The 18,872-nt window shown below is 44.5% G+C and carries 14 protein-coding genes and 1 other RNA gene; 7 read left to right on the forward strand and 8 right to left on the reverse strand.

Going from position 1 to position 18,872, the window contains the following annotated elements:
• Window positions 1-198: 198 nt before the first annotated feature.
• From dnaK to grpE, 4 genes are all read right to left on the reverse strand, one after another.
• Window positions 199-2,112 (reverse strand): molecular chaperone DnaK, encoded by a 1,914-nt coding sequence (gene dnaK, locus KI655_RS02240; protein ID WP_239842395.1) that lies wholly within the window; start codon window positions 2,110-2,112, stop codon window positions 199-201.
• A gap of 365 nt (window positions 2,113-2,477) precedes the next feature.
• Complete coding sequence (locus KI655_RS02245) at window positions 2,478-3,515, reverse strand: polysaccharide lyase family 7 protein (protein WP_285401311.1); 1,038 nt, start codon at window positions 3,513-3,515, stop codon at window positions 2,478-2,480.
• 264 nt (window positions 3,516-3,779) lie between these two features.
• Window positions 3,780-5,054 carry a dicarboxylate/amino acid:cation symporter gene (locus KI655_RS02250; RefSeq protein ID WP_285401313.1) on the reverse strand — a complete coding sequence of 425 codons (1,275 nt, stop codon included), beginning with the start codon at window positions 5,052-5,054 and terminating at the stop codon, window positions 3,780-3,782.
• Between the two features lie 323 nt (window positions 5,055-5,377).
• Complete coding sequence (gene grpE, locus KI655_RS02255; RefSeq protein WP_285401314.1) at window positions 5,378-5,959, reverse strand: nucleotide exchange factor GrpE; 582 nt, start codon at window positions 5,957-5,959, stop codon at window positions 5,378-5,380.
• A gap of 143 nt (window positions 5,960-6,102) precedes the next feature.
• Here grpE and nadK point away from each other — a divergent pair, with 143 nt between their 5' ends.
• The 3 genes from nadK (at window position 6,103) to bamE (ending at window position 9,468) form a co-directional block, all read left to right on the forward strand.
• On the forward strand, window positions 6,103-6,987 hold the full coding sequence (nadK, locus tag KI655_RS02260; protein WP_285401316.1) for an NAD(+) kinase: 885 nt from the start codon (window positions 6,103-6,105) through the stop codon (window positions 6,985-6,987).
• A 289-nt stretch (window positions 6,988-7,276) separates the two neighbouring features.
• Window positions 7,277-8,941, forward strand: coding sequence for a DNA repair protein RecN (gene recN, locus KI655_RS02265; protein WP_285401317.1), 1,665 nt, complete (start codon window positions 7,277-7,279; stop codon window positions 8,939-8,941).
• Window positions 8,942-9,108: 167 nt separating this feature from the next.
• Window positions 9,109-9,468 carry an outer membrane protein assembly factor BamE gene (gene bamE / locus KI655_RS02270; protein WP_285401319.1) on the forward strand — a complete coding sequence of 120 codons (360 nt, stop codon included), beginning with the start codon at window positions 9,109-9,111 and terminating at the stop codon, window positions 9,466-9,468.
• A gap of 99 nt (window positions 9,469-9,567) precedes the next feature.
• Here bamE and KI655_RS02275 read toward each other — a convergent pair whose 3' ends face one another.
• Both KI655_RS02275 and KI655_RS02280 read right to left on the reverse strand, forming a co-directional pair.
• Complete coding sequence (locus tag KI655_RS02275) at window positions 9,568-9,876, reverse strand: RnfH family protein (RefSeq protein WP_285401321.1); 309 nt, start codon at window positions 9,874-9,876, stop codon at window positions 9,568-9,570.
• Between the two features lie 2 nt (window positions 9,877-9,878).
• Window positions 9,879-10,307, reverse strand: coding sequence for an SRPBCC family protein (locus KI655_RS02280; RefSeq protein ID WP_285401323.1), 429 nt, complete (start codon window positions 10,305-10,307; stop codon window positions 9,879-9,881).
• Between the two features lie 118 nt (window positions 10,308-10,425).
• Here KI655_RS02280 and smpB point away from each other — a divergent pair, with 118 nt between their 5' ends.
• From smpB to KI655_RS02300, 4 genes are all read left to right on the forward strand, one after another.
• The gene (smpB, locus tag KI655_RS02285; RefSeq protein ID WP_032551363.1) at window positions 10,426-10,911 is read left to right on the forward strand and encodes an SsrA-binding protein SmpB; all 486 of its coding nucleotides are present in this window, start codon (window positions 10,426-10,428) and stop codon (window positions 10,909-10,911) included.
• A gap of 67 nt (window positions 10,912-10,978) precedes the next feature.
• Window positions 10,979-11,345, forward strand: a transfer-messenger RNA (tmRNA) gene (gene ssrA, locus KI655_RS02290).
• A 165-nt stretch (window positions 11,346-11,510) separates the two neighbouring features.
• Entirely contained in the window at window positions 11,511-12,752 is a 1,242-nt protein-coding gene (locus KI655_RS02295) for an integrase domain-containing protein (protein ID WP_285401328.1), read from the forward strand.
• 8 nt (window positions 12,753-12,760) lie between these two features.
• Window positions 12,761-12,895 (forward strand): hypothetical protein, encoded by a 135-nt coding sequence (locus tag KI655_RS02300; RefSeq protein WP_285401329.1) that lies wholly within the window; start codon window positions 12,761-12,763, stop codon window positions 12,893-12,895.
• A gap of 187 nt (window positions 12,896-13,082) precedes the next feature.
• Here the strand turns inward: KI655_RS02300 and KI655_RS02305 are convergent, their stop codons facing one another.
• Both KI655_RS02305 and KI655_RS02310 read right to left on the reverse strand, forming a co-directional pair.
• Entirely contained in the window at window positions 13,083-16,820 is a 3,738-nt protein-coding gene (locus KI655_RS02305; RefSeq protein ID WP_285401331.1) for a helicase-related protein, read from the reverse strand.
• A 96-nt stretch (window positions 16,821-16,916) separates the two neighbouring features.
• Window positions 16,917-18,842 carry a DUF262 domain-containing protein gene (locus tag KI655_RS02310; protein ID WP_285401333.1) on the reverse strand — a complete coding sequence of 642 codons (1,926 nt, stop codon included), beginning with the start codon at window positions 18,840-18,842 and terminating at the stop codon, window positions 16,917-16,919.
• Window positions 18,843-18,872: the final 30 nt, after the last annotated feature.

An 18,872-nucleotide genomic window follows, 5' to 3' on the forward strand; every position in this document is an offset into this window, starting at 1 on the left:
TTCGAGATTCGAGAGCCATTATCTAGATTGACAGCCTAAATACAAATTTACGGGCGTGAGAGTTACCTCTGACGCCCGTATTAATAAGTCTTCGAGACAAATTTCTAAGCAGATAGCTTGAGTTCTAGGAGGAAGCGCGGAGCCTACGCTAGTAGGTGAGCACTTCCGACAACGAAGTCAGGCTACTCTGCGACGAAATTATTTCTTGTCGTCTTTAACTTCTTCAAACTCCGCGTCAACAACATCGTCGTCTTGCTTAGGTTGCTCACCTGCTTCTGCGCCAGCTTGCTGTGCTTGAGCTTGCTGTTGAGCGATTTCCATTAGCTTCTGAGCTGCTTGCATAAGTTCTTGAACTTTAGCGTCGATAGCTTCTTTGTCGTTACCAGACTTAACTTCTTCTAGTGCCGCGATAGCTGCTTCGATCTTCTCTTTCTCGTCTGCAGGTAGAGCTTCACCAGCTTCTTCTACTTGCTTCTTAGTACCGTGAATCATTTGGTCAGCTTGGTTACGTGCAGTTACTAGCTCTTCGAACTTCTTGTCCGCTTCTTTGTTAGCTTCTGCTTCTTGTACCATTGCTTCGATCTCTTCCTCAGACAGACCGCCTGATGCTTGGATAGTGATCTTCTGCTCTTTACCCGTCGCTTTATCTTTCGCAGATACGTTTAGGATACCGTCAGCATCTAGGTCGAAAGTTACTTCGATTTGTGGCATGCCACGTGGTGCTGGTTGGATACCTTCTAGGTTGAACTGACCAAGAGACTTGTTGTAAGTCGCTTGCTTACGCTCACCTTGTAGTACGTGGATAGTTACCGCGCTTTGGTTGTCTTCAGCTGTAGAGAACACTTGATCCGCTTTTGTAGGGATAGTTGTGTTTTTCTCGATTAGCTTAGTCATTACGCCGCCCATCGTTTCGATACCGAAAGATAGAGGAGTAACGTCTAGAAGTAGTACGTCTTTAACGTCACCAGCTAGTACACCACCTTGAACTGCAGCACCCATTGCTACTGCTTCGTCAGGGTTTACGTCTTTACGAGCTTCTTTACCGAAGAACTCAGCAACTTTAGCTTGAACCATAGGCATACGAGTTTGACCACCAACTAGGATAACGTCAGTGATTTCGCCTACAGATAGGTCAGCATCCGCTAGAGCAACTTTTAGAGGCTCAAGAGAACGTTGTACTAGGTCTTCAACTAGAGACTCAAGCTTCGCACGAGTAACTTTGATGTTCATGTGCTTAGGACCAGTCGCATCAGCAGTAACGTAAGGTAGGTTTACGTCAGTTTGAGTAGTAGAAGAAAGCTCGATTTTCGCTTTTTCTGCTGCTTCTTTAACACGCTGCATTGCTAGTGGATCAGTCTTAAGATCGATGCCTTGCTCTTTCTTGAACTCGTCTACTAGGTAGTTGATCATGCGGTTATCGAAGTCTTCACCACCTAGGTGAGTGTCACCGTTAGTAGAAAGAACTTCAAATGTCTTCTCGCCTTCAACTTCGTCGATCTCGATGATAGAGATATCGAAAGTACCACCACCAAGGTCGTATACAGCGATAGTGCGGTCACCACCTTGCTTGTCTAGGCCGTAAGCTAGAGCAGCAGCAGTTGGTTCGTTGATGATACGCTTAACGTCTAGACCAGCGATACGGCCAGCATCTTTAGTTGCTTGACGTTGTGCATCGTTGAAGTAAGCAGGAACTGTTACAACAGCGCCAGTTACTTCTTCACCTAGGAAGTCTTCAGCTGTTTTCTTCATCTTCTTAAGTACTTCAGCAGATACTTGAGGAGCAGCCATTTTTTGGCCTTGCGCTTCTACCCATGCATCACCGTTGTCAGCCTTAACAATGTTGAAAGGCATGATTTCGATATCGCGTTGTACTTCTTCATCTTCAAAACGACGACCGATTAGACGCTTGATAGCGAATAGTGTGTTTTGAGGGTTAGTAACAGCTTGACGTTTTGCAGGTTGACCAACTAGCGTCTCGCCTTCTGTGTATGCGATTACTGACGCAGTTGTGCGTTCGCCTTCCGCATTCTCGATTACGCGTGGTTTGTCGCCGTCAAGAACAGCAACACAAGAGTTAGTAGTACCTAAATCAATACCAATGATTTTACCCATCAGGCTATCTCCGAAATAATTCTATTTAGTTTTTGCTATACCCACATATGTGGGGGTGGTTACCGGGGATTCAACCCCGACACACAAAATTAAAGTGCAAATGTAATTTGCTTTCGTATGCACCATAGATAAGGGCGACAAACTGGTTTTCAAGGGAATATGTAAAAAAAATCTATTTTTTTCCCCATCTTTTTTCATAAAGGTAAAAAGTGAGCGTTCCCTTGCCAGTTAAGGCTCAAAAGTTGAGAAAGCCTCGCATTTAGCACTAGATTAAAACCCTGTTCTAATCCTCTACCCATAAAAAAGACCTTCATGTAGAAGGCCTTTGAAAATAGATATTTATCGATGAGTGTTGATTAACAATATTACTGATTAAGAACTAGCTGGTAGAAGCTTGTTTTGGTGTAATCACCTGCATCCATGCCGCGCCATTCACAGGCAGAGCTCGACTTCTTAGTGTTGCACTGGTTGTAAGCACCCGCTTTAAAATACATCCAATCCTGACCGTAACCTAAGTCCACATCGTGGCCTTGGTATTTACCCGCAGCTAAATCTACTTCGTACGTTTTCACGACTGGTGAATCTGAATTTGGGTTCTTAGTGAATGTCAGGTGCATGATGGTATCTTTGATATCCACATCGTAAGAGAAAACTTCACCTAGCTTGATGCCATCTGCTGGATCTGCACTGCCCTTCTTCAGGTTGTACTTGCCGAATACATCATGACGAATGTCTTTACGCAGCTTCTTACCATTTTCATCTTTGGCATTTTTCAGTTCTTTCGGTGGGTTTAATTCGTAATTCCACGTCAATGAACCATGTTCATGCTCAGGTAGTTTACGGTAAACAATCTTCAGTGGCTCATTGTCCGAGCCGTGAATCTGACCGATCACGACAGAAAACGCACCTGTCTTCTTATAGTTACCACTGGTACTTACTTGATCAACCGAAAGCGTCGCCGTCATTTGGCCACCAATGGCACCAAACGCCTGTGCATCTTTATGGCTTGATACTGCAAAGTTGTTGTCTGGAGCAGAATAGCTGTCTGCTAACATTGCGCGCAGTTCACTACGTGTATTCTTACTATTTGGTGTGGTTGGTGCGGTATTCGGGGCAACAAACACCATCGCACCGGTTTCCTTATCTGTGTAGAACCATTCAGGGTGAACATAAGGTGTCTCTACATTAGCAAGCTCAGTCTTGGCGATCTCCAGCGTTTTTCCTTTGCGAGGGCCTTCGGTAGTCAGCTCTGGCAGGTTGATTTTCCATTTAGATAGGTCAAAGTTTTGCGCTGGTGCCTTTGCAGGGTCTAAGTTGAACTGGCTCGCCATATCAGTATCAGCGGCAAGAGCAGGTGTCGCCAAAACAGCAGCGGTAATTAAGCTAAGGTAGGACAACTTCATTTTATTTTCCTTAATGTCGTCTGAATGTAGGTTGCCAGAGAATATAAAATACTATTGTATTATTATATGTGATCGATATTAGATATTTGCAGAGCCATGAATCATTTTCACGTTACCATTCACAAAACTGACCAATGACCTACCCACATCAAGTTGCCAGCTCTATGTATCACCCTCTATTCCCATCCTCTTAAGCACAAACGACAGACGAAAAAAAGCGAGGCACTCGGCCTCGCTTTTAGGATTCAATTTCAAGTTTTCTGATTAAGCTTCTGCTTTCTTCAGTTCAACTTCTTCGTCTGCTTCTACACCAATTTCGTTTTCAGACTTAGCAACAATTGTGTTTACTGCTGTGTCACCCACTACGTTAGAAGAAGTACAGAACATGTCACAAATACGGTCAACTGCGGCAACGATTGCTAGACCTTCCGGTGGTAGACCTAGTTGGTGCAATAGAACACCGACCATTACTACACCTCCACCTGGAACACCACCAGCACCGATAGACAGTAGCAGGATAGTTAGACCAAGAGTAAAGATGTCTGCAGTGTTGATTGGCTGACCAAATGCGTTAGCTACGAACATTGTTGCTAGTGCGATGTAGATAGATACACCAGACATGTTCATTGTTGCACCTAGTGGCACACCGAAACCTGCTACAGATTTAGAAACGTTTAGCTTCTCTGTAAGGGTACGCATTGTTACAGGAATTGTCGCGTTCGAGCTTGCAGTAGATAGTGAGAACAGAACTTGCTCACGAGTTGCACGCAGGAACTGCTTAGGAGAAATACCTGTGAACGCACCAACCATTGCTGGGTAGAAGAAGAAAATCCAGAACACTAGCATTGCAACAACAAGTGCTACGTAACCTGCTACCGACATTAACGTGTTTGCGTCAAGCGTTGCGCCTAGTTGAATCATAAGAGCGAATACACCGTATGGCGCTAGGCTCATTACAAGGCCGATAAGCTTCATCATGATTTCGTTAGCCATCTTGAACGTCTTGATAGCTGGGCCACCACGAGAATCAAGTGCTTGAATCGCAAGACCAGTCAGAATCGCCATGAAGATGATTTGAAGCATGTCGCCACTTGCGAACGCTTGTACTGGGTTACTAGGAACGATGTTTACAACCAGAGAGAAGATGTCTGGCGTTTCTGTTGTAGTTAGAGCAATCGTCTCAGAAACCGTACCCGCTAGGTTTGCACCCGCCCCCGGTTGGAAGATCAAACCGATAGTTAGCGCAGCTGAAATCGCGATGATGGTGTTGATAATGTAAAGAGCAAAGGTTTTACCACCAAGACGACCAAATGAACGGATATCTTTCAGTTCAACGATACCGCAAACGATAGATACGTAAACAAGTGGAACAACAAGAAGTTTAATTAGTGAAACGAACATACCACCAGCGCCTTCCGCAGCACCAAGTAGGTAAGTGTCAAAGATCGCAATACCGCTGAATAGGTACTGAATTGCAGTACCGATAAGTAGGCCGGCAAACAAACCTACAAATATTTTACTTGAGAGCGATTTATCCATCGTTTATCTCCAGTCTGTTATGTTTGAAAAATGTACTTTTATAGTTATATATACGAGTGATATCTCGATATGGCCGGAGATTTTACATATCAAAGTAACAATTGAAAGTATTATTTCACATATTAATTACAAATGTGACATCAGAGCAATTATTTAAAAACAACTGGTTTCATAAAATATTACACTAACCACCTGAAATCTCTAAAATAAAAAGAACGACATACCCAAACCACTTTTTTTGACTGTTTATTGGCCTGCCACTGTTTTAAACACAAAAAAAGAGAGGTCGAAGCCTCTCTCTGTATTTCACATGGTTTAGTGATTTATTTTGAAACCATAACCATCGCTGGACGAATCACACGACCGTTAAGCTCGTAGCCTTTCTGCATCACGAACATTACTGTGTTTGGCTCGTGATCTGGGCTCTCTTGAATCGACATTGCTTGGTGCAGCTCTGGGTTGAACGCTTCGCCTTCAGGGTTGATCTCTTTAAGACCAAACTTAGCCACTACGTCTACAAACGTTTTGTGAGTCAGCTCAACACCTTCAAACAGAGGCTTAACCACTTCGTTTTCACCATCAGCTGCTTGCATAGCACGCTCTAGGTTGTCGATAACTGGTAGCAGCTCTTCAGCAAACTTGTTTAGAGCAAATTTACGCGCTTTATCGATCTCTTGCTCTGTACGGCGGCGCATGTTTTCAACTTCAGCTTTTGCACGTAGAACAGAATCTTGCTGATCTTTTACTTTCGCTTCGCTCGACAACAAAGCTGCTTCTAGTTGAGCGATCTTTGCTTCTTGCTCATCCGCTGCTTCTTCAGTTTGCGCTTCTGCTTCAACTTTTTCTGCCTCAGCGATGATCTGATCTAGCTCTTCTTCCGTTACTTTGTTTTCTTCGTTGCTCATGATATCTCCAGAATTCAGTTTTCTATGCCAGTGAGCGGCGTATTAGCGCCCAATTTGATATAAAACACTCGCATAGTCATTCAACTTGCCTTTATTATGGGGATGAAGAATTTTGATTCAAGCCTAATTCGTTTGGAAACCGTATGAAAAAGCCATTTGAAGTCATCGCCATTATCGGTAAACCTCGAGATCAACAAGCAATTCAGACTCATAGAGAGCTGTATCAGTGGTTAAGTACCGAAGGCTATCAAGTCTTTGTTGATGACCGATTAGCCACTATCTTAGATGACATTCCTAAAGATCGATTCTCTAGTTTGGTGGAACTCGGTAAACGAGCAGACTTGGCGATCGTCGTCGGTGGTGATGGCAACATGCTCGGTGCAGCTCGAATCTTGTCTCGCTTCGACATCTCAGTGATCGGTGTAAACCGTGGCAACCTCGGCTTTTTGACCGATCTCAATCCCGAGAACTTCCAATCTGCATTAACCGATGTACTCAATGGCGAGTTCATGGAGGAAGAGCGCTTCCTGCTTGAAACGGAAATCCACCGCCACGGCCAGATCAAAAGCCACAACGCAGCACTTAACGAAGCGGTACTCCACCCAGGCCAAGTTGCTCACATGATCGAGTTTGAAGTCTACATTGATGATAGCTTCGCCTTCTCACAACGCTCAGATGGCTTGATTGTCTCAACACCAACTGGCTCTACCGCCTATTCACTCTCTGGTGGCGGCCCTATCCTCTCTTCAAGTTTGAATGCCATTTCTTTGGTACCAATGTTCCCGCATACGCTATCAAGCCGACCTTTAGTGGTTGATGGCAAGCGCCACATTAAACTGATCGTCTCCCCAGACAATCGCGGCACTCAAGAAGTCAGCTGTGACGGCCAGATTTCTTTACCTGTTTCACCGGGCGACGAAATCCATATCTACCAAAGCCCGAACGTGCTTAAGCTGATCCACCCTAAGGATTACAGCTACTACCACGTTCTACGTAACAAACTTGGATGGTCGAGTAAGTTATTCTAAGCTCACAACGAAGAAAATTTGAAAGGTTGGCGACATGCCAGCCTTTTTTATTGCCTGAAATCCAAACGCTCCCTCACCTTTTAAGCCTTTTTCACACCGTCATTCCAGAACCGAGGGACGAGGTGTCTGGAATCTCTTTTCGCAAATAGACATCAATATCAGTTACCTACAAACGAAGTTTGATTTGATCGATCTCACAAAAAATATTCACCTGTTCACTTTACTGTATAAAGAAACAGTATATACTGAGCTTATATACAGTATTGTTCAGTTATACAGGTAAATAAAAATGCTGGCTCATCTAAGTGTTAATAATTTCGCTATTGTTAAGTCTTTACAGCTAGAACTTTCTAAAGGCATGACAACCATTACCGGTGAAACCGGTGCGGGTAAATCTATTGCTATCGATGCGTTGGGCTTATGCCTTGGCGGTAGAGCCGACGCAGGCATGGTGCGACAAGGTGAAGAGAAAACCGAAGTCAGTGCCGCATTTTTACTGGATAACAACTTACACGCGACTCGTTGGCTAGAAGATAACGAGCTACTGGATGGTAGCGAGTGTATTCTTCGTCGTACCATCTCGAAAGAAGGCCGTTCGCGCGCCTTCATTAATGGCAGCCCTGTTCCGCTCTCACAACTAAAATCATTAGGACAGCTGCTTATTAATATCCATGGTCAGCACGCACACCATCAGTTGATGAAAAGTGACTACCAGATGGCGATGCTTGACCAATACGCAGGCCACCTTAACCTGCTGAAGTCGACTCGCAACGCTTACCAAACGTGGCGTCATGCAGACAATCACCTGAAAGAGTTGCGTGAAAACAGCCAGCAAAACCAAGCACAAAAACAGCTGCTTGAGTACCAAATCAAAGAGCTTAACGAGCTCTCACTTGGGGAGGAAGAATATGAAGAGCTTGAACAAGAGCACAAACGCCTATCCAACAGTGGTGAGCTTGCATCAACCTGTCAGCAAGCTATCGAGCTTATTTACGAAGGTGAAGAAGTTAATGCGCTTGGTATTCTGCAATCGGCCAATCACTCCCTAATCCAATTGGCTGAACTGGATGAAAGACTGGCTGAACTACCGAACATGCTCTCTGAAGCAATCATTCAGATTGAAGAGACCAACAGCGAGCTAAGAACTTACCTTGATAGTATCGATGTCGACCCAGGTCGTATGGCATTTGTAGAAGAGCGCTTCTCAAAGGTGATGTCGATGTCGCGTAAGCACCACGTGTTACCAGACGAGCTATATCAGCATCATCAAGATCTCCTACAACAGATCGAAGCGTTGGATTGTTCTGATGAAAAACTGGATGAGTTGGCGAATGAAGTAGAACAGCACTACCAAGGTTTTGTTGCAAAAGCAGAAAAGCTACACAAATCTCGTGTTCGCTATGCTAAAGAGCTCAATAAACTGATCACGCAAAGCATGCACGAACTGAGCATGGAAAAAGCGCAATTCGCAATAGAGGTAAACAACACCAATACTCACCCATCGCCACTGGGTATGGACAACGTGACCTTTATTGTTTCCACCAACCCGGGACAGCCAATGCAGCCGATCGCGAAAGTGGCCTCTGGTGGTGAGCTGTCACGTATTTCATTAGCGATTCAGGTGATCACCGCCCAGAAAGTCGATACCCCTAGCCTGATCTTCGATGAAGTCGATGTGGGTATCAGTGGCCCAACGGCTGCAGTCGTTGGTAAAATGCTGCGTACTCTGGGTGAATCGACACAAGTCATGTGTGTGACTCACTTACCGCAAGTTGCTGGCTGTGGTCACCAACAGCTGTTCGTAGCTAAGAGCACCAAAGCAGGCAAAACAGAAACGCAAATGCACACGCTTGATGAGCAACAACGTATTTCAGAGCTTGCAAGATTGCTAGGCGGCAGCCAGATCACCGATTCAACACTGGCTAACGCAAAAGAGCTGTTAATCGCCGCTTAGATTAAACTTTCGCCAAATACCTGATAGTTTTCTGAAAAAGATTGGCAATTTTGCAACTTATTTCAAAATTGCCAGTCATATTAAGTTCAAAGCGCAAGGAGCTTTTTACTTCTTGCTGGAGCTTGTTTATTATCAGGCAGTATTTTAGCGAAGAAAGATCTCAGACTATGCGAATTAAGAAGTGGTTAGTTGCAGTTCCACTTGCACTAACAATGTTGACCGGTTGTTCTCTATTAGAAAAGTTGGTTTATCGAATTGACATCAATCAGGGTAACTACGTTGAACAAGAAGCGGTCGACCAACTTAAATTTGGTATGACCAAAACACAAGTTCGTTACGTTATGGGTTCACCTATGCTGATTGAAAACGGCTACCCTGACACGTGGTACTACATCTACCACCATCAAAAAGGCCACGAAGATGCGATCCAGAAAAACCTCGTAGTTAACTTTGACGCGACAGGCACGCTTGTGAGCATCAACGGTGACTTTGAAGCGAGTGACGAGTTTTTCGAGAGCCTTCGATAAAGCGACTTCTGCTGAACAGATACTAAAAAGCCTGCATCACGCAGGCTTTTTGCTATTTGATTTTCGGCTTTAAACGCAACTAAGCGATTGCAGCAGTAGCTATTTAGATGCAGCAGCCTTTGCTTGTTCTGCACGCTTACGGCGGATCTCTTTTGGATCAGCCAGCAGTGCGCGGTAAATCTCGATACGGTCTTTGTCGCGAACCGTGGCATCGAGTTTCACGTTGCGGCTGTATACGCCGACCTTATTCTTAGATAGGTCGATCTCTGGGTAAAGTTCAAGCACGCCCGACTGGCCAATGATCTCTTCAACTGTCGCGTTCTTGTTTACTACCAGTGTGAATACACGCTGCTCATGTGGCAGTGCGTACACCACTTCAACGTGGATCATGTCTGATTCAATGCTCATGCTTAATACACCTGCTTAGCACGTTGCGTAAACGCGTTCACCATATTGCTGGTGAGCTCATTGAAAATCTTACCAAAAGCCATCTCAATCATGCGGCTAGAGAATTCAAACTCAAGCTTCAATTCCACTTTGCACGCTTGCTCGTCCAAAGGGGTAAAGTACCAACCGCCCTGCAGCTTCTTAAATGGGCCGTCCACCAGCTCCATTAAAATCTCTGCACCTTCCGCGAGGCGATTTGATGTTGTAAATGTTTTGCTAATACCAGCTTTCGATACATCAACCGAAGCCACCATTGCTGAATCTGAAGATTCGATCACACGAGAACCAGAACAACCCGGCAAAAACTCAGGATAACGAGCAACATCATTGACCAAGTCAAACATCTGGTCAGCACTAAATGATACTAATGCTGAACGAGTAACCTTTGGCATATAGACTCCTGTTAAAGACAGCGTTACATTAAACAAACCACAATTTTAATGGTATTGAGCCAGAGCGCAAATAAAAAGGATTCCCCATCTTTCGCGCAATCCGTATAATGAGGCCATTATGGCAAAGAAAAAATCAAAATCAAAAGCGGGTAGTAATACCATTGCGCTAAATAAGAAAGCTCGCCACGAATATTTCATCGACGATGAGATTGAAGCGGGGCTTGAGCTACAAGGCTGGGAAGTAAAATCCCTACGTGAAGGCAAAACGAACATCGCAGAAAGCTACGTCTACATCCGAGACGGTGAAGCATTCATCAGTGGCATGACTATCACTCCACTAACACAAGCAAGTACGCACATTGTCGCGAACCCAACACGTGTCCGTAAACTCCTAATGTCGAGAAAAGAGCTCGACAACCTATTCGGTCGTATTAACCGTGAAGGCATGACGCTAGTTGCAACATCGCTATACTGGTCTCGCTCTTGGGCGAAAATCAAAATTGGCGTAGCAAAAGGTAAGAAGCTGCACGACAAACGTACTGATATGAAAGAAAAAGATTGGGCTCGCGATAAAGCACGAATTATGAAGAGTAATTTGCGTTAATCTTGAGCACTTGAACTGCACAGTGCTAGACAGGCATAGCTTTTCTGGTACTATGCAAGAACACTTTGGGGCTGATTTAGGATTCGACAGGAATTTTGCAGTCTGAGGTGCATGCCGTGGGGCGGTTGGCCACGTAAAAAGCCGCAAAAAAATAGTCGCAAACGACGAAAACTACGCACTAGCAGCTTAATAACCTGCTCAGAGCTCTCTCGCCCTAGCTTCCGCACGTAAGACGGGGAATAACGAGAGATCAAACCCAAACGCGCTAGCCCGGATTTTCCCACCTGAGAGATGAACGGCGAATTATAATTCAGGTTAGCCTTTAACTAGCGTGTCGGTTCGCAGGTTACTGGTGAATTTAAAGATCGACTAAGCATGTAGTGCCAAGGATGAATGGTTTCTGGACGCGGGTTCAACTCCCGCCAGCTCCACCAATTCTACATTTAAAGACGTCCCAGGGCGTCTTTTTTTGTATCTACGACAACGTAAAATCAACAACTTAGCGTATCATCGCGTCCCATTACATCCCACCACTTCTTTGCTTTTTAGGTACATTGCAAGGTACACTGAATTTAGTTCATTAACTTGGTGTACCCATTATGGCAAAGATCACGACAAGACTGACCGACAAGGAAATCAAAGCCTCCAAACCTGGTGATAAAGAATACAACCTTTTTGACGGAGAGGGCTTACGCTTACGTATCAAGCCTAATGGCTCAAAACACTGGATACTGAACTATCACAGACCAACCAATCGAAAGCGTACTAACTTAAGCTTAGGCAAGTATCCTGACCTTTCTCTTGCAAATGCACGTAAAAGTGCATTAGAGGCAAAAGAACTGATCGCTCAAGGAATTGATCCTCAGGAAGAAAGAAAGAGATTATTAAACGAACACAAAGCAACTCATGAACACACTTTCAGTCTGATCGCGGCAAAGTGGTTTGAAATCAAAAAAGATTCGGTTACGGCTGATTACGCTATAGATATCTGGCGTTCACTCAAACTACACATACTACCTTCATTGTCGAATACCCCTGTAAAAGATATCGATGCTCCCATGATTATTGAGCTTCTAAAACCGATTGAAGCCAAAGGTAGCCTTGAAACCGTCAAACGCCTTGCTCAAAGGCTCAATGAGATAATGAACTATGCTGCCAATTATGGACTTATCAAAGCCAATCCCCTCACTGGGATCAAAGCTGCTTTCAAAAAACCGAAGAAAAAGAACATGGCAGCACTCGCTCCTACTGAGTTGCCAGAGCTCATGAGCGCAATTGCTAACGCCAGCATCAAACGAACAACACGCTGTTTGTTGGAGTGGCAACTGCACACCATGACACGCCCAACAGAGGCTGCTGGTGCACGTTGGGATGAGCTAGATTTAGATAATAAGGTTTGGATCATTCCCGCTGAGAGAATGAAAAAGCGAAGAGAGCATCGCATTCCGCTCACAGAGCAGATGCTAGCTATATTAGAAGTGATTAAACCAATTAGTGGACATCGGGATTACATCTTCCCTTCTGACAGAGATCCTCAAAAGCCGTGTAACAGCCAAACAGCAAATATGGCACTAAAACGAATGGGATTTGCCGGAAGGCTTGTTAGCCATGGTCTTCGTTCACTAGCAAGTACGACGCTTAATGAGCAAGGCTTTGAATCCGACTTGATAGAAGCTGCTCTTGCTCACGTAGATGATAACCAAGTTCGCAGTGCCTATAACCGTACCGACTACTTAGAGCGTCGAATCCCTATGATGTGCTGGTGGAGCGGGCATATAGAAGAGGCCGCCAAAGGCAGCCTCTCTGTTACGGGAACTAGAACTTTAAAAGTGATTGGGTAGGAGTCCTAATGAAACAACTAAACACTTACGATACAAAAGAAGAAGGCGAAGCAGCATTAGCTAAAATCGATGAGCCCAAACGTCTTGCTAGTGAGCGTGACAGTACCGAAACCATATATAACTTATTTGGTACACCTAGCTAGGGAAACTTCTACAGGCTGGGAATGTTTAATCTAGTAGAACTCAAAGTCATTGTTCAGAAAAAGCAAAACGGTCAACCCTATGATGAAAAAAAGCATTGTGAAATCATTACGATGCTTCAGTACGCTGCTAAAAGTTTCGAATTAGAAGTTCCAAAACACTGGTTGTAACTAATTCAGTTAAGTTGAATTAGTTAATCTCTTCCGGATTTATTTCAATCCCTCGAATAATAGCACTAGCTGTTTGCCTGCGTGCGCCCCCCTTGCTCCCATCAACCCTTCGAGCAAGAGACTCTAATGCGGTATTCACGATTAGTACTGGTGTATCAACATGCCCATCGCCTTGTCGAGGAAATTTTGCATCAATAATACCGGCAGTTAGCGAGACCTTCATATCTCTAGGGACCTCTCTAATTCTAACTGCTGTGTCTCGCTTACTAAATTGTTCTTCTAGTGCTCGAAGTATCACTGTTGCATTATCATCGAGTTTGCTGGTTTTGAGTTTTGAAGACATCAGTGAACGAACAACCTGATTGTTCAATAGCACCTGAGCCTTAGCTTGAAGTAGGTTGTTCCTCTCTACATTTGCTATTTTGCTTTGGTTTCGGTGGGTGTCTTTGGCGAACTTATCTATCTGCATCTGAGCGCGTTGGACGCTAGTTTTATCGTCACAAGCCTTGGCTTCATCGGCTGCGAGAGCTTGTTTCACAGAGGTTGCCAGTTGCATTCGGTTGTTATGATCTAAATACGCAATAGCTGCACATTCAATGTTGTCTTCTTTTGAGTGGAGAACTTGGCAGACTGGTTTGTCAATTTTCTCCACTACGAAGTTAAGCAGTCGTTCAAAAATAGGCTCACCATAGGTGGCGAAGTACGCATGCGAGCCATCCGGTAGACCCGTATCAAATAAAGACCTATCGATAGTTAATACAGAGCCATCAACGATCGATTCAATGCCATTTAAGATAAGGTATTTTCCACAATCACTCAGCTTGCAGCCAATTTCTTTGAGGAATTCTGATTCAATTAGGGTTTGCCAAATTTCAGTTAAATAAACCGGCAGCGGCTCTTTGCGATATGTTTGGCTGAGCCTTACATACACATTAAACATTTCCTCCACAGGCACTTCCATAAGCTTATTGTTAGCCTGTTGGATTTTGGCTCGGTCCATTGCAGCCTGTTCTACCTGTTTTTCGGTCATCGTACCTTCGGCCAATTTTTGGAACTCTTCTGTGGTGACAGGAAGCATTGAGAACTGTTGTGTTCCCACCACAAGATTTGCGCTAGCCAAGCGATTTAATAAGCGTTCATAGACAAATTGCTCTGCAGAGTCCGCAAAACATAGGTTGAGAACAAAAATCTCTTTATGAGTCTGCCCGATACGATCGATACGACCAATACGCTGTTCAACCTTCATTGGGTTCCAAGGCAGGTCATAGTTAACAAGCAAGTCAGAGGTTTGTAAGTTAAGACCCTCAGCGGCTGCGTCGGTACAGAGTAAAATATCGATATGGCCCTGAACAAATCGATGCTTGATCACATCACGTTCTACACCCACCATTTGATTCTTGTTTGGATCGTAGTAATGCCCACCTTCACCTGAATAGGTACCTATGAGTAGTTCAGGGAATTTGGCTTGTAGTCGCTCCCTGATGTCATGAAGGGTGTCGAGAAAGCGGGTAAAAATTACGGTTTGCTTAATGCGCTTGCCATCGATACGAGGCTTGAGTGCGGTCAGTAACGCTCTAAACTTATTCGAGTCCTCATAGATATCAGCCAACTCACCTAGTAATGAGTCGAGCATATCGCGTTCCCACCTTAAATCATCTTTGGTTCTGTTGTTGAGCAGCATTTCAACGGCGTCAACGTCATCGTCACCACCGTCAATAAGTAACTCCTGAAGCTCCTCATTATCGGTAGGGTCCATACTGTATTTCAGCTGCTCAATGAGCGTTGCTTCCACCTTTGTTTTACGGCGCGAGAGTGTCAGCTGTAATGCCTTAAGGCTGGATGCAAATCGTAAGCGCAAGAAGCTTAAATAGAAGCCTAAAGCAACCTGACCTGGTTCATTGAGCCCACTAGCCAGAAGCTGCTCTCTCAGTCCTTCGCAATATTCACCGAGCAGACCATCTACGCGAGCCTCTTTCTTGGTAAAGGTTATGCGTGGTGTTGGAATAACTGTTCTATCGGCAAGATTTGCACTAAGCTTGCCTTTCTGACGATAAATTTTAAGTAAATCACGCGTATGGCGCTGCATCACTCGTGACAGTGGGGCTGCAGCAAACAATAGTCTTGCTAAGGCGGCTAGCTCATGTTGCATTGGGATCGTGCCACGATTTAACCATTGCTCCAGTGAAATCTTCGACATAGGATCAATTACTACGTCGTTGAGGTATCGCCAGAGTTTCGGGTCCAGGTTTTCTACCGTCGTAACGGATTTACGAATAAAGTCCCATTCTTCCTGCTTTAACTTTTCGCCAGAGGCAACGGCATTAACAAGGCGATAATAAGCTAGCATCAAGGACGGATCGTATTGAAATGCTCCAACGCGATTGGTTAAACGAATCAAGTCGCTCACTTCCACAGGATCAAGCTGCATGGGTGTTGCAGTCGCTAAGAGCAAAGAGTGAGTGTTGCCACGCATGTGATCGGCAATGGTCTGATACAGCTGATTAAAACGGGGAAAGCCTCTCGTCCCACGCTGAGAGTTTTGCCGACGGGCATAGTGAGCCTCATCCACCAAGGCCAGATCGAATTTATCCGCTTGATCCAGCAATCGGCGTCTTTCCTTTCTCGCCATTAAACCTGTCGATACAATCGTTAAGTTGGGGCTATATAAACTGCCGATGGACTTTTTCTCTTCAAGAGGAAAGATCGATTCAGTTTGCGGTGATGGAGATGCTGTTACTCGGTCAAACCCAAGATAAAACTTGGTTGCCATTTCACGTTGCCACTGTCGTGTCAAGCTGGCTGGAGCTGCGATAAGGATACGTTTTGCGCGCATACTCAAGTACAGTGAGCGGAATGCTAGGCCTGCCTCAATGGTTTTACCCAATCCAACCTCGTCACACATCAGGTGCGATGCTGGAAAGTTCTCGATGATTCGTCGAGCAACCACTTCTTGATGGGGCCAAGGCTCAACTGGCGCTGTATACATGCCAACATACTCACCATTAGGCATCAAAGGCGCGTATTTCAGTGCGGTAAAACGCAATGCATCCTTGCTGGAAATCTTAGGTTGTTCAAGCTCAGCAGGGTGGTTATCTATCTCTACTGGAACCGTGATGCTTTCCGAAAAACGCAGTAGCTTTTCACGCACTGCTGAAGGCAAGTCCTTAACTACAAATGCGGGATGGATATTCTTCCACATTGCATCAAATGATCGCGCTGCATCTGCAATTTTTGCTCGCTCTTTTTTTCCTTCCCAAGAGCAATCAACGTCCACATTCTCTGCATTACGTTTCAGCGCGGTTTCTGATTCATTCCAGGAACCACTGGCATAAAGAGTTTCTCCATCCTTCCCCTCTTCGAAGTCATATCCCAACGCCCACTTTTCATGCACGTAGCCATCTTCACTGGAATCTAGGCTTATCGCTTCACCAGTTTGAGCATGCTTTCGCAAGGCGACTTTTATTTCTAAGTGGCCATGGGCAACCATCCAAGAAAGTAACTCCACACCGCGTTCAGCTTCTTCTGGCCATTGTTCTGTGCCGGCAAGCTCCTGATCAAGATGAGATTCAAGAATGGCGTGCTGGCCGTTTATAATGGCTTGCACATCTTTAGGTGTCATATCGACGCCAGCAATCAGACGCATTTTGCCATCACGATTTACAAAAGAGGTCATGCCTCGACTGGCAAGGGCAAGCGACGATGAGCGGAAGAAACCAGCTACCCGGTCATAGCGAACAATTCGCTGTAACAAAGGCACATAAAATTCCCGCAGAATATCTACGGCAGGCTCTCCCGGCGCTCTCACTTGAGATGTTTTATAACTGTACTCCCAGGAAAAGTCCTTTAATGGCATTTAATCGCAACCCTCATTATTTTTTACCTCATGGTTAAATCGATATTGACTGCTAAGTAGGTGTACCATCATTTGATTTCTTTGGGCAATATCATCTTTTTGCCACTGCTCGATCGTTGAAAGTGATACATCTTTGCCATTCGACTCGAATTTTAGGTTGTTCAAATACAAACCATTTTTGTAGCCAATATCGATTTTATGGCCCGCAGCGGTGATTTCAGTTTTCGATTGCTTCCTGTCGAAACTTTGATTTGATAGGCGGGAGTTGTAACCACTTAAAGTAAGATTACCCAGGCAATGAACGCTCTCATCTTGGATCTCTTTTGCTAAACTGGTATCTCCCCCTGCAATCATATCTACCCAATGGGCTGGAATATTCTCACCCTGAGGGAATATGTGCTCTACAGTCCAAATATATTGCCCTTTGTTGTTCCTTGCCCAGAAATCTGGTTTGTATTCGCGACTATGAGCTCGTTCATCCAGTTTTACTAATACATAACGAGCCATTTGCTTATTGTAATAGAACAAATTGTCGCTCAGTGCAGATTCGAATGATTCAAGTGAGGCGGGCTCTCCACGGCCTTTGCAGTAGGCGGTAATAACAAAGTCAGAATCGATAGTTTGGTTTATCTTTATTCTTGATTCGCAAGCTTCAACAACATCAATTTGTAACTGATCAAGGTCTCGCGTACTGGGGGTGTCTGTAATATTTCTCCGAACAAAATACTTCTGCAAAAAATTTACAACACTAAGTAAGGTATCAGCACTAGCGAAGTGCTTTTCATCCAGAGTCATCAAGTACATCAGCAGGGTATTTGAAGGCACTGCGCCGATCCGGTTTAGATCTACGAGTGCCAACCCTAACGGGGTACTCTCATCTGGCTGAGTAATTTCTCCGTAAACTTTAGCTTTTGCTACTAAATCATCAAAAATAAACTTGGCATTGCTTTCAATGATTTTCTCGTAAATAGCAATCAGAGTTGAAGAAGTTGCTTTGGCCGTAAAAGATGGCTGGCCAATTTTCTCTCTATGCTTAAAGGCGTTATAGAACTGTCTTAGAAAACGGTCCTCCACATCTTCAATGTCTTCTAGCATTTCTTGCCAAAACTCATACGCATCATCGATAGAAACGTCGTGTTGGCGTTCCATTTCAGCCAGCATTTTGTTTTTTATGATATCAACAGCTGTTAAAGGCACGCCTCGGTTGTTAAGCGTTTCAAAAAGGCGAAAGGCATTAGCGTGAGAGTTGACAGAGATATGGACTAATTGCAGTTGGTTGATTTTGTCTGCCAACAGCATTAATGCATCAATTGAATTCGGCAAACGATCTAAAAAATAGCGATAAGCTTTCGCCATAAGCCTGTTACCAAAATGGCTTGGGCACCTTACGGTATCGACTAATAGACCAGAGGTTGAAAGAATATACAGATAGTCATCTAGATTATGATTTTGGCTGGATGGTTGAACCCGCAATAATACAACACGCTTACCTGACTTGATTGCCCCGCGCTGATCTGCGACGTCAGCTTTAATTTTTCTTACGAGCTGTAACCCTATGCCTCGACGTTTGGCTTTTATCTCATCAAAGTCATCTTCATCAAAATCTTCTTCGTTTTCTGCTGCGTCTACACAGAGACTTAACTTCTGGTACAAAGCTGCAATCAACAAAGAGAGAGTAGTCATACGCTGTTGGCCATCGACCAACTCAAATACAAGGTCGTGTCCAGGCTTGCGCTTGCTATTCTCGTCAATGCAAATAATCGAGCCTATGAAGTGTCCAGCTTCATTTTCATCAATGTCATCAAATAACTGAGTCCAATTGTTCTGTCGCCAACTATAAGCTCGCTGGTATTTAGGGACATGGTAGTGTTCATTGCCATTATCAGACTGAATGATCTTTGAAAATGTTTGTTCAGACGCTTGCATGAAAAATTCCGTGTTGTGCTAACTGAGGCC

The organism is Vibrio sp. D404a, from assembly GCF_030248535.1.
Lineage (GTDB): Bacteria > Pseudomonadota > Gammaproteobacteria > Enterobacterales > Vibrionaceae > Vibrio.

What these genes read in the sequence shown, in the direction of transcription:
- dnaK (WP_239842395.1), bottom strand. Translation starts at nt 2,112, where the DNA reads ATGGGTAAAATCATTGGTATTGATTTAGGTACTACTAACTCTTGTGTT.
- KI655_RS02245 (WP_285401311.1), bottom strand. Translation starts at nt 3,515, where the DNA reads ATGAAGTTGTCCTACCTTAGCTTAATTACCGCTGCTGTTTTGGCGACA.
- KI655_RS02250 (WP_285401313.1), bottom strand. Translation starts at nt 5,054, where the DNA reads ATGGATAAATCGCTCTCAAGTAAAATATTTGTAGGTTTGTTTGCCGGC.
- grpE (WP_285401314.1), bottom strand. Translation starts at nt 5,959, where the DNA reads ATGAGCAACGAAGAAAACAAAGTAACGGAAGAAGAGCTAGATCAGATC.
- nadK (WP_285401316.1), top strand. Translation starts at nt 6,103, where the DNA reads ATGAAAAAGCCATTTGAAGTCATCGCCATTATCGGTAAACCTCGAGAT.
- recN (WP_285401317.1), top strand. Translation starts at nt 7,277, where the DNA reads ATGCTGGCTCATCTAAGTGTTAATAATTTCGCTATTGTTAAGTCTTTA.
- bamE (WP_285401319.1), top strand. Translation starts at nt 9,109, where the DNA reads ATGCGAATTAAGAAGTGGTTAGTTGCAGTTCCACTTGCACTAACAATG.
- KI655_RS02275 (WP_285401321.1), bottom strand. Translation starts at nt 9,876, where the DNA reads ATGAGCATTGAATCAGACATGATCCACGTTGAAGTGGTGTACGCACTG.
- KI655_RS02280 (WP_285401323.1), bottom strand. Translation starts at nt 10,307, where the DNA reads ATGCCAAAGGTTACTCGTTCAGCATTAGTATCATTTAGTGCTGACCAG.
- smpB (WP_032551363.1), top strand. Translation starts at nt 10,426, where the DNA reads ATGGCAAAGAAAAAATCAAAATCAAAAGCGGGTAGTAATACCATTGCG.
- KI655_RS02295 (WP_285401328.1), top strand. Translation starts at nt 11,511, where the DNA reads ATGGCAAAGATCACGACAAGACTGACCGACAAGGAAATCAAAGCCTCC.
- KI655_RS02300 (WP_285401329.1), top strand. Translation starts at nt 12,761, where the DNA reads ATGAAACAACTAAACACTTACGATACAAAAGAAGAAGGCGAAGCAGCA.
- KI655_RS02310 (WP_285401333.1), bottom strand. Translation starts at nt 18,842, where the DNA reads ATGCAAGCGTCTGAACAAACATTTTCAAAGATCATTCAGTCTGATAAT.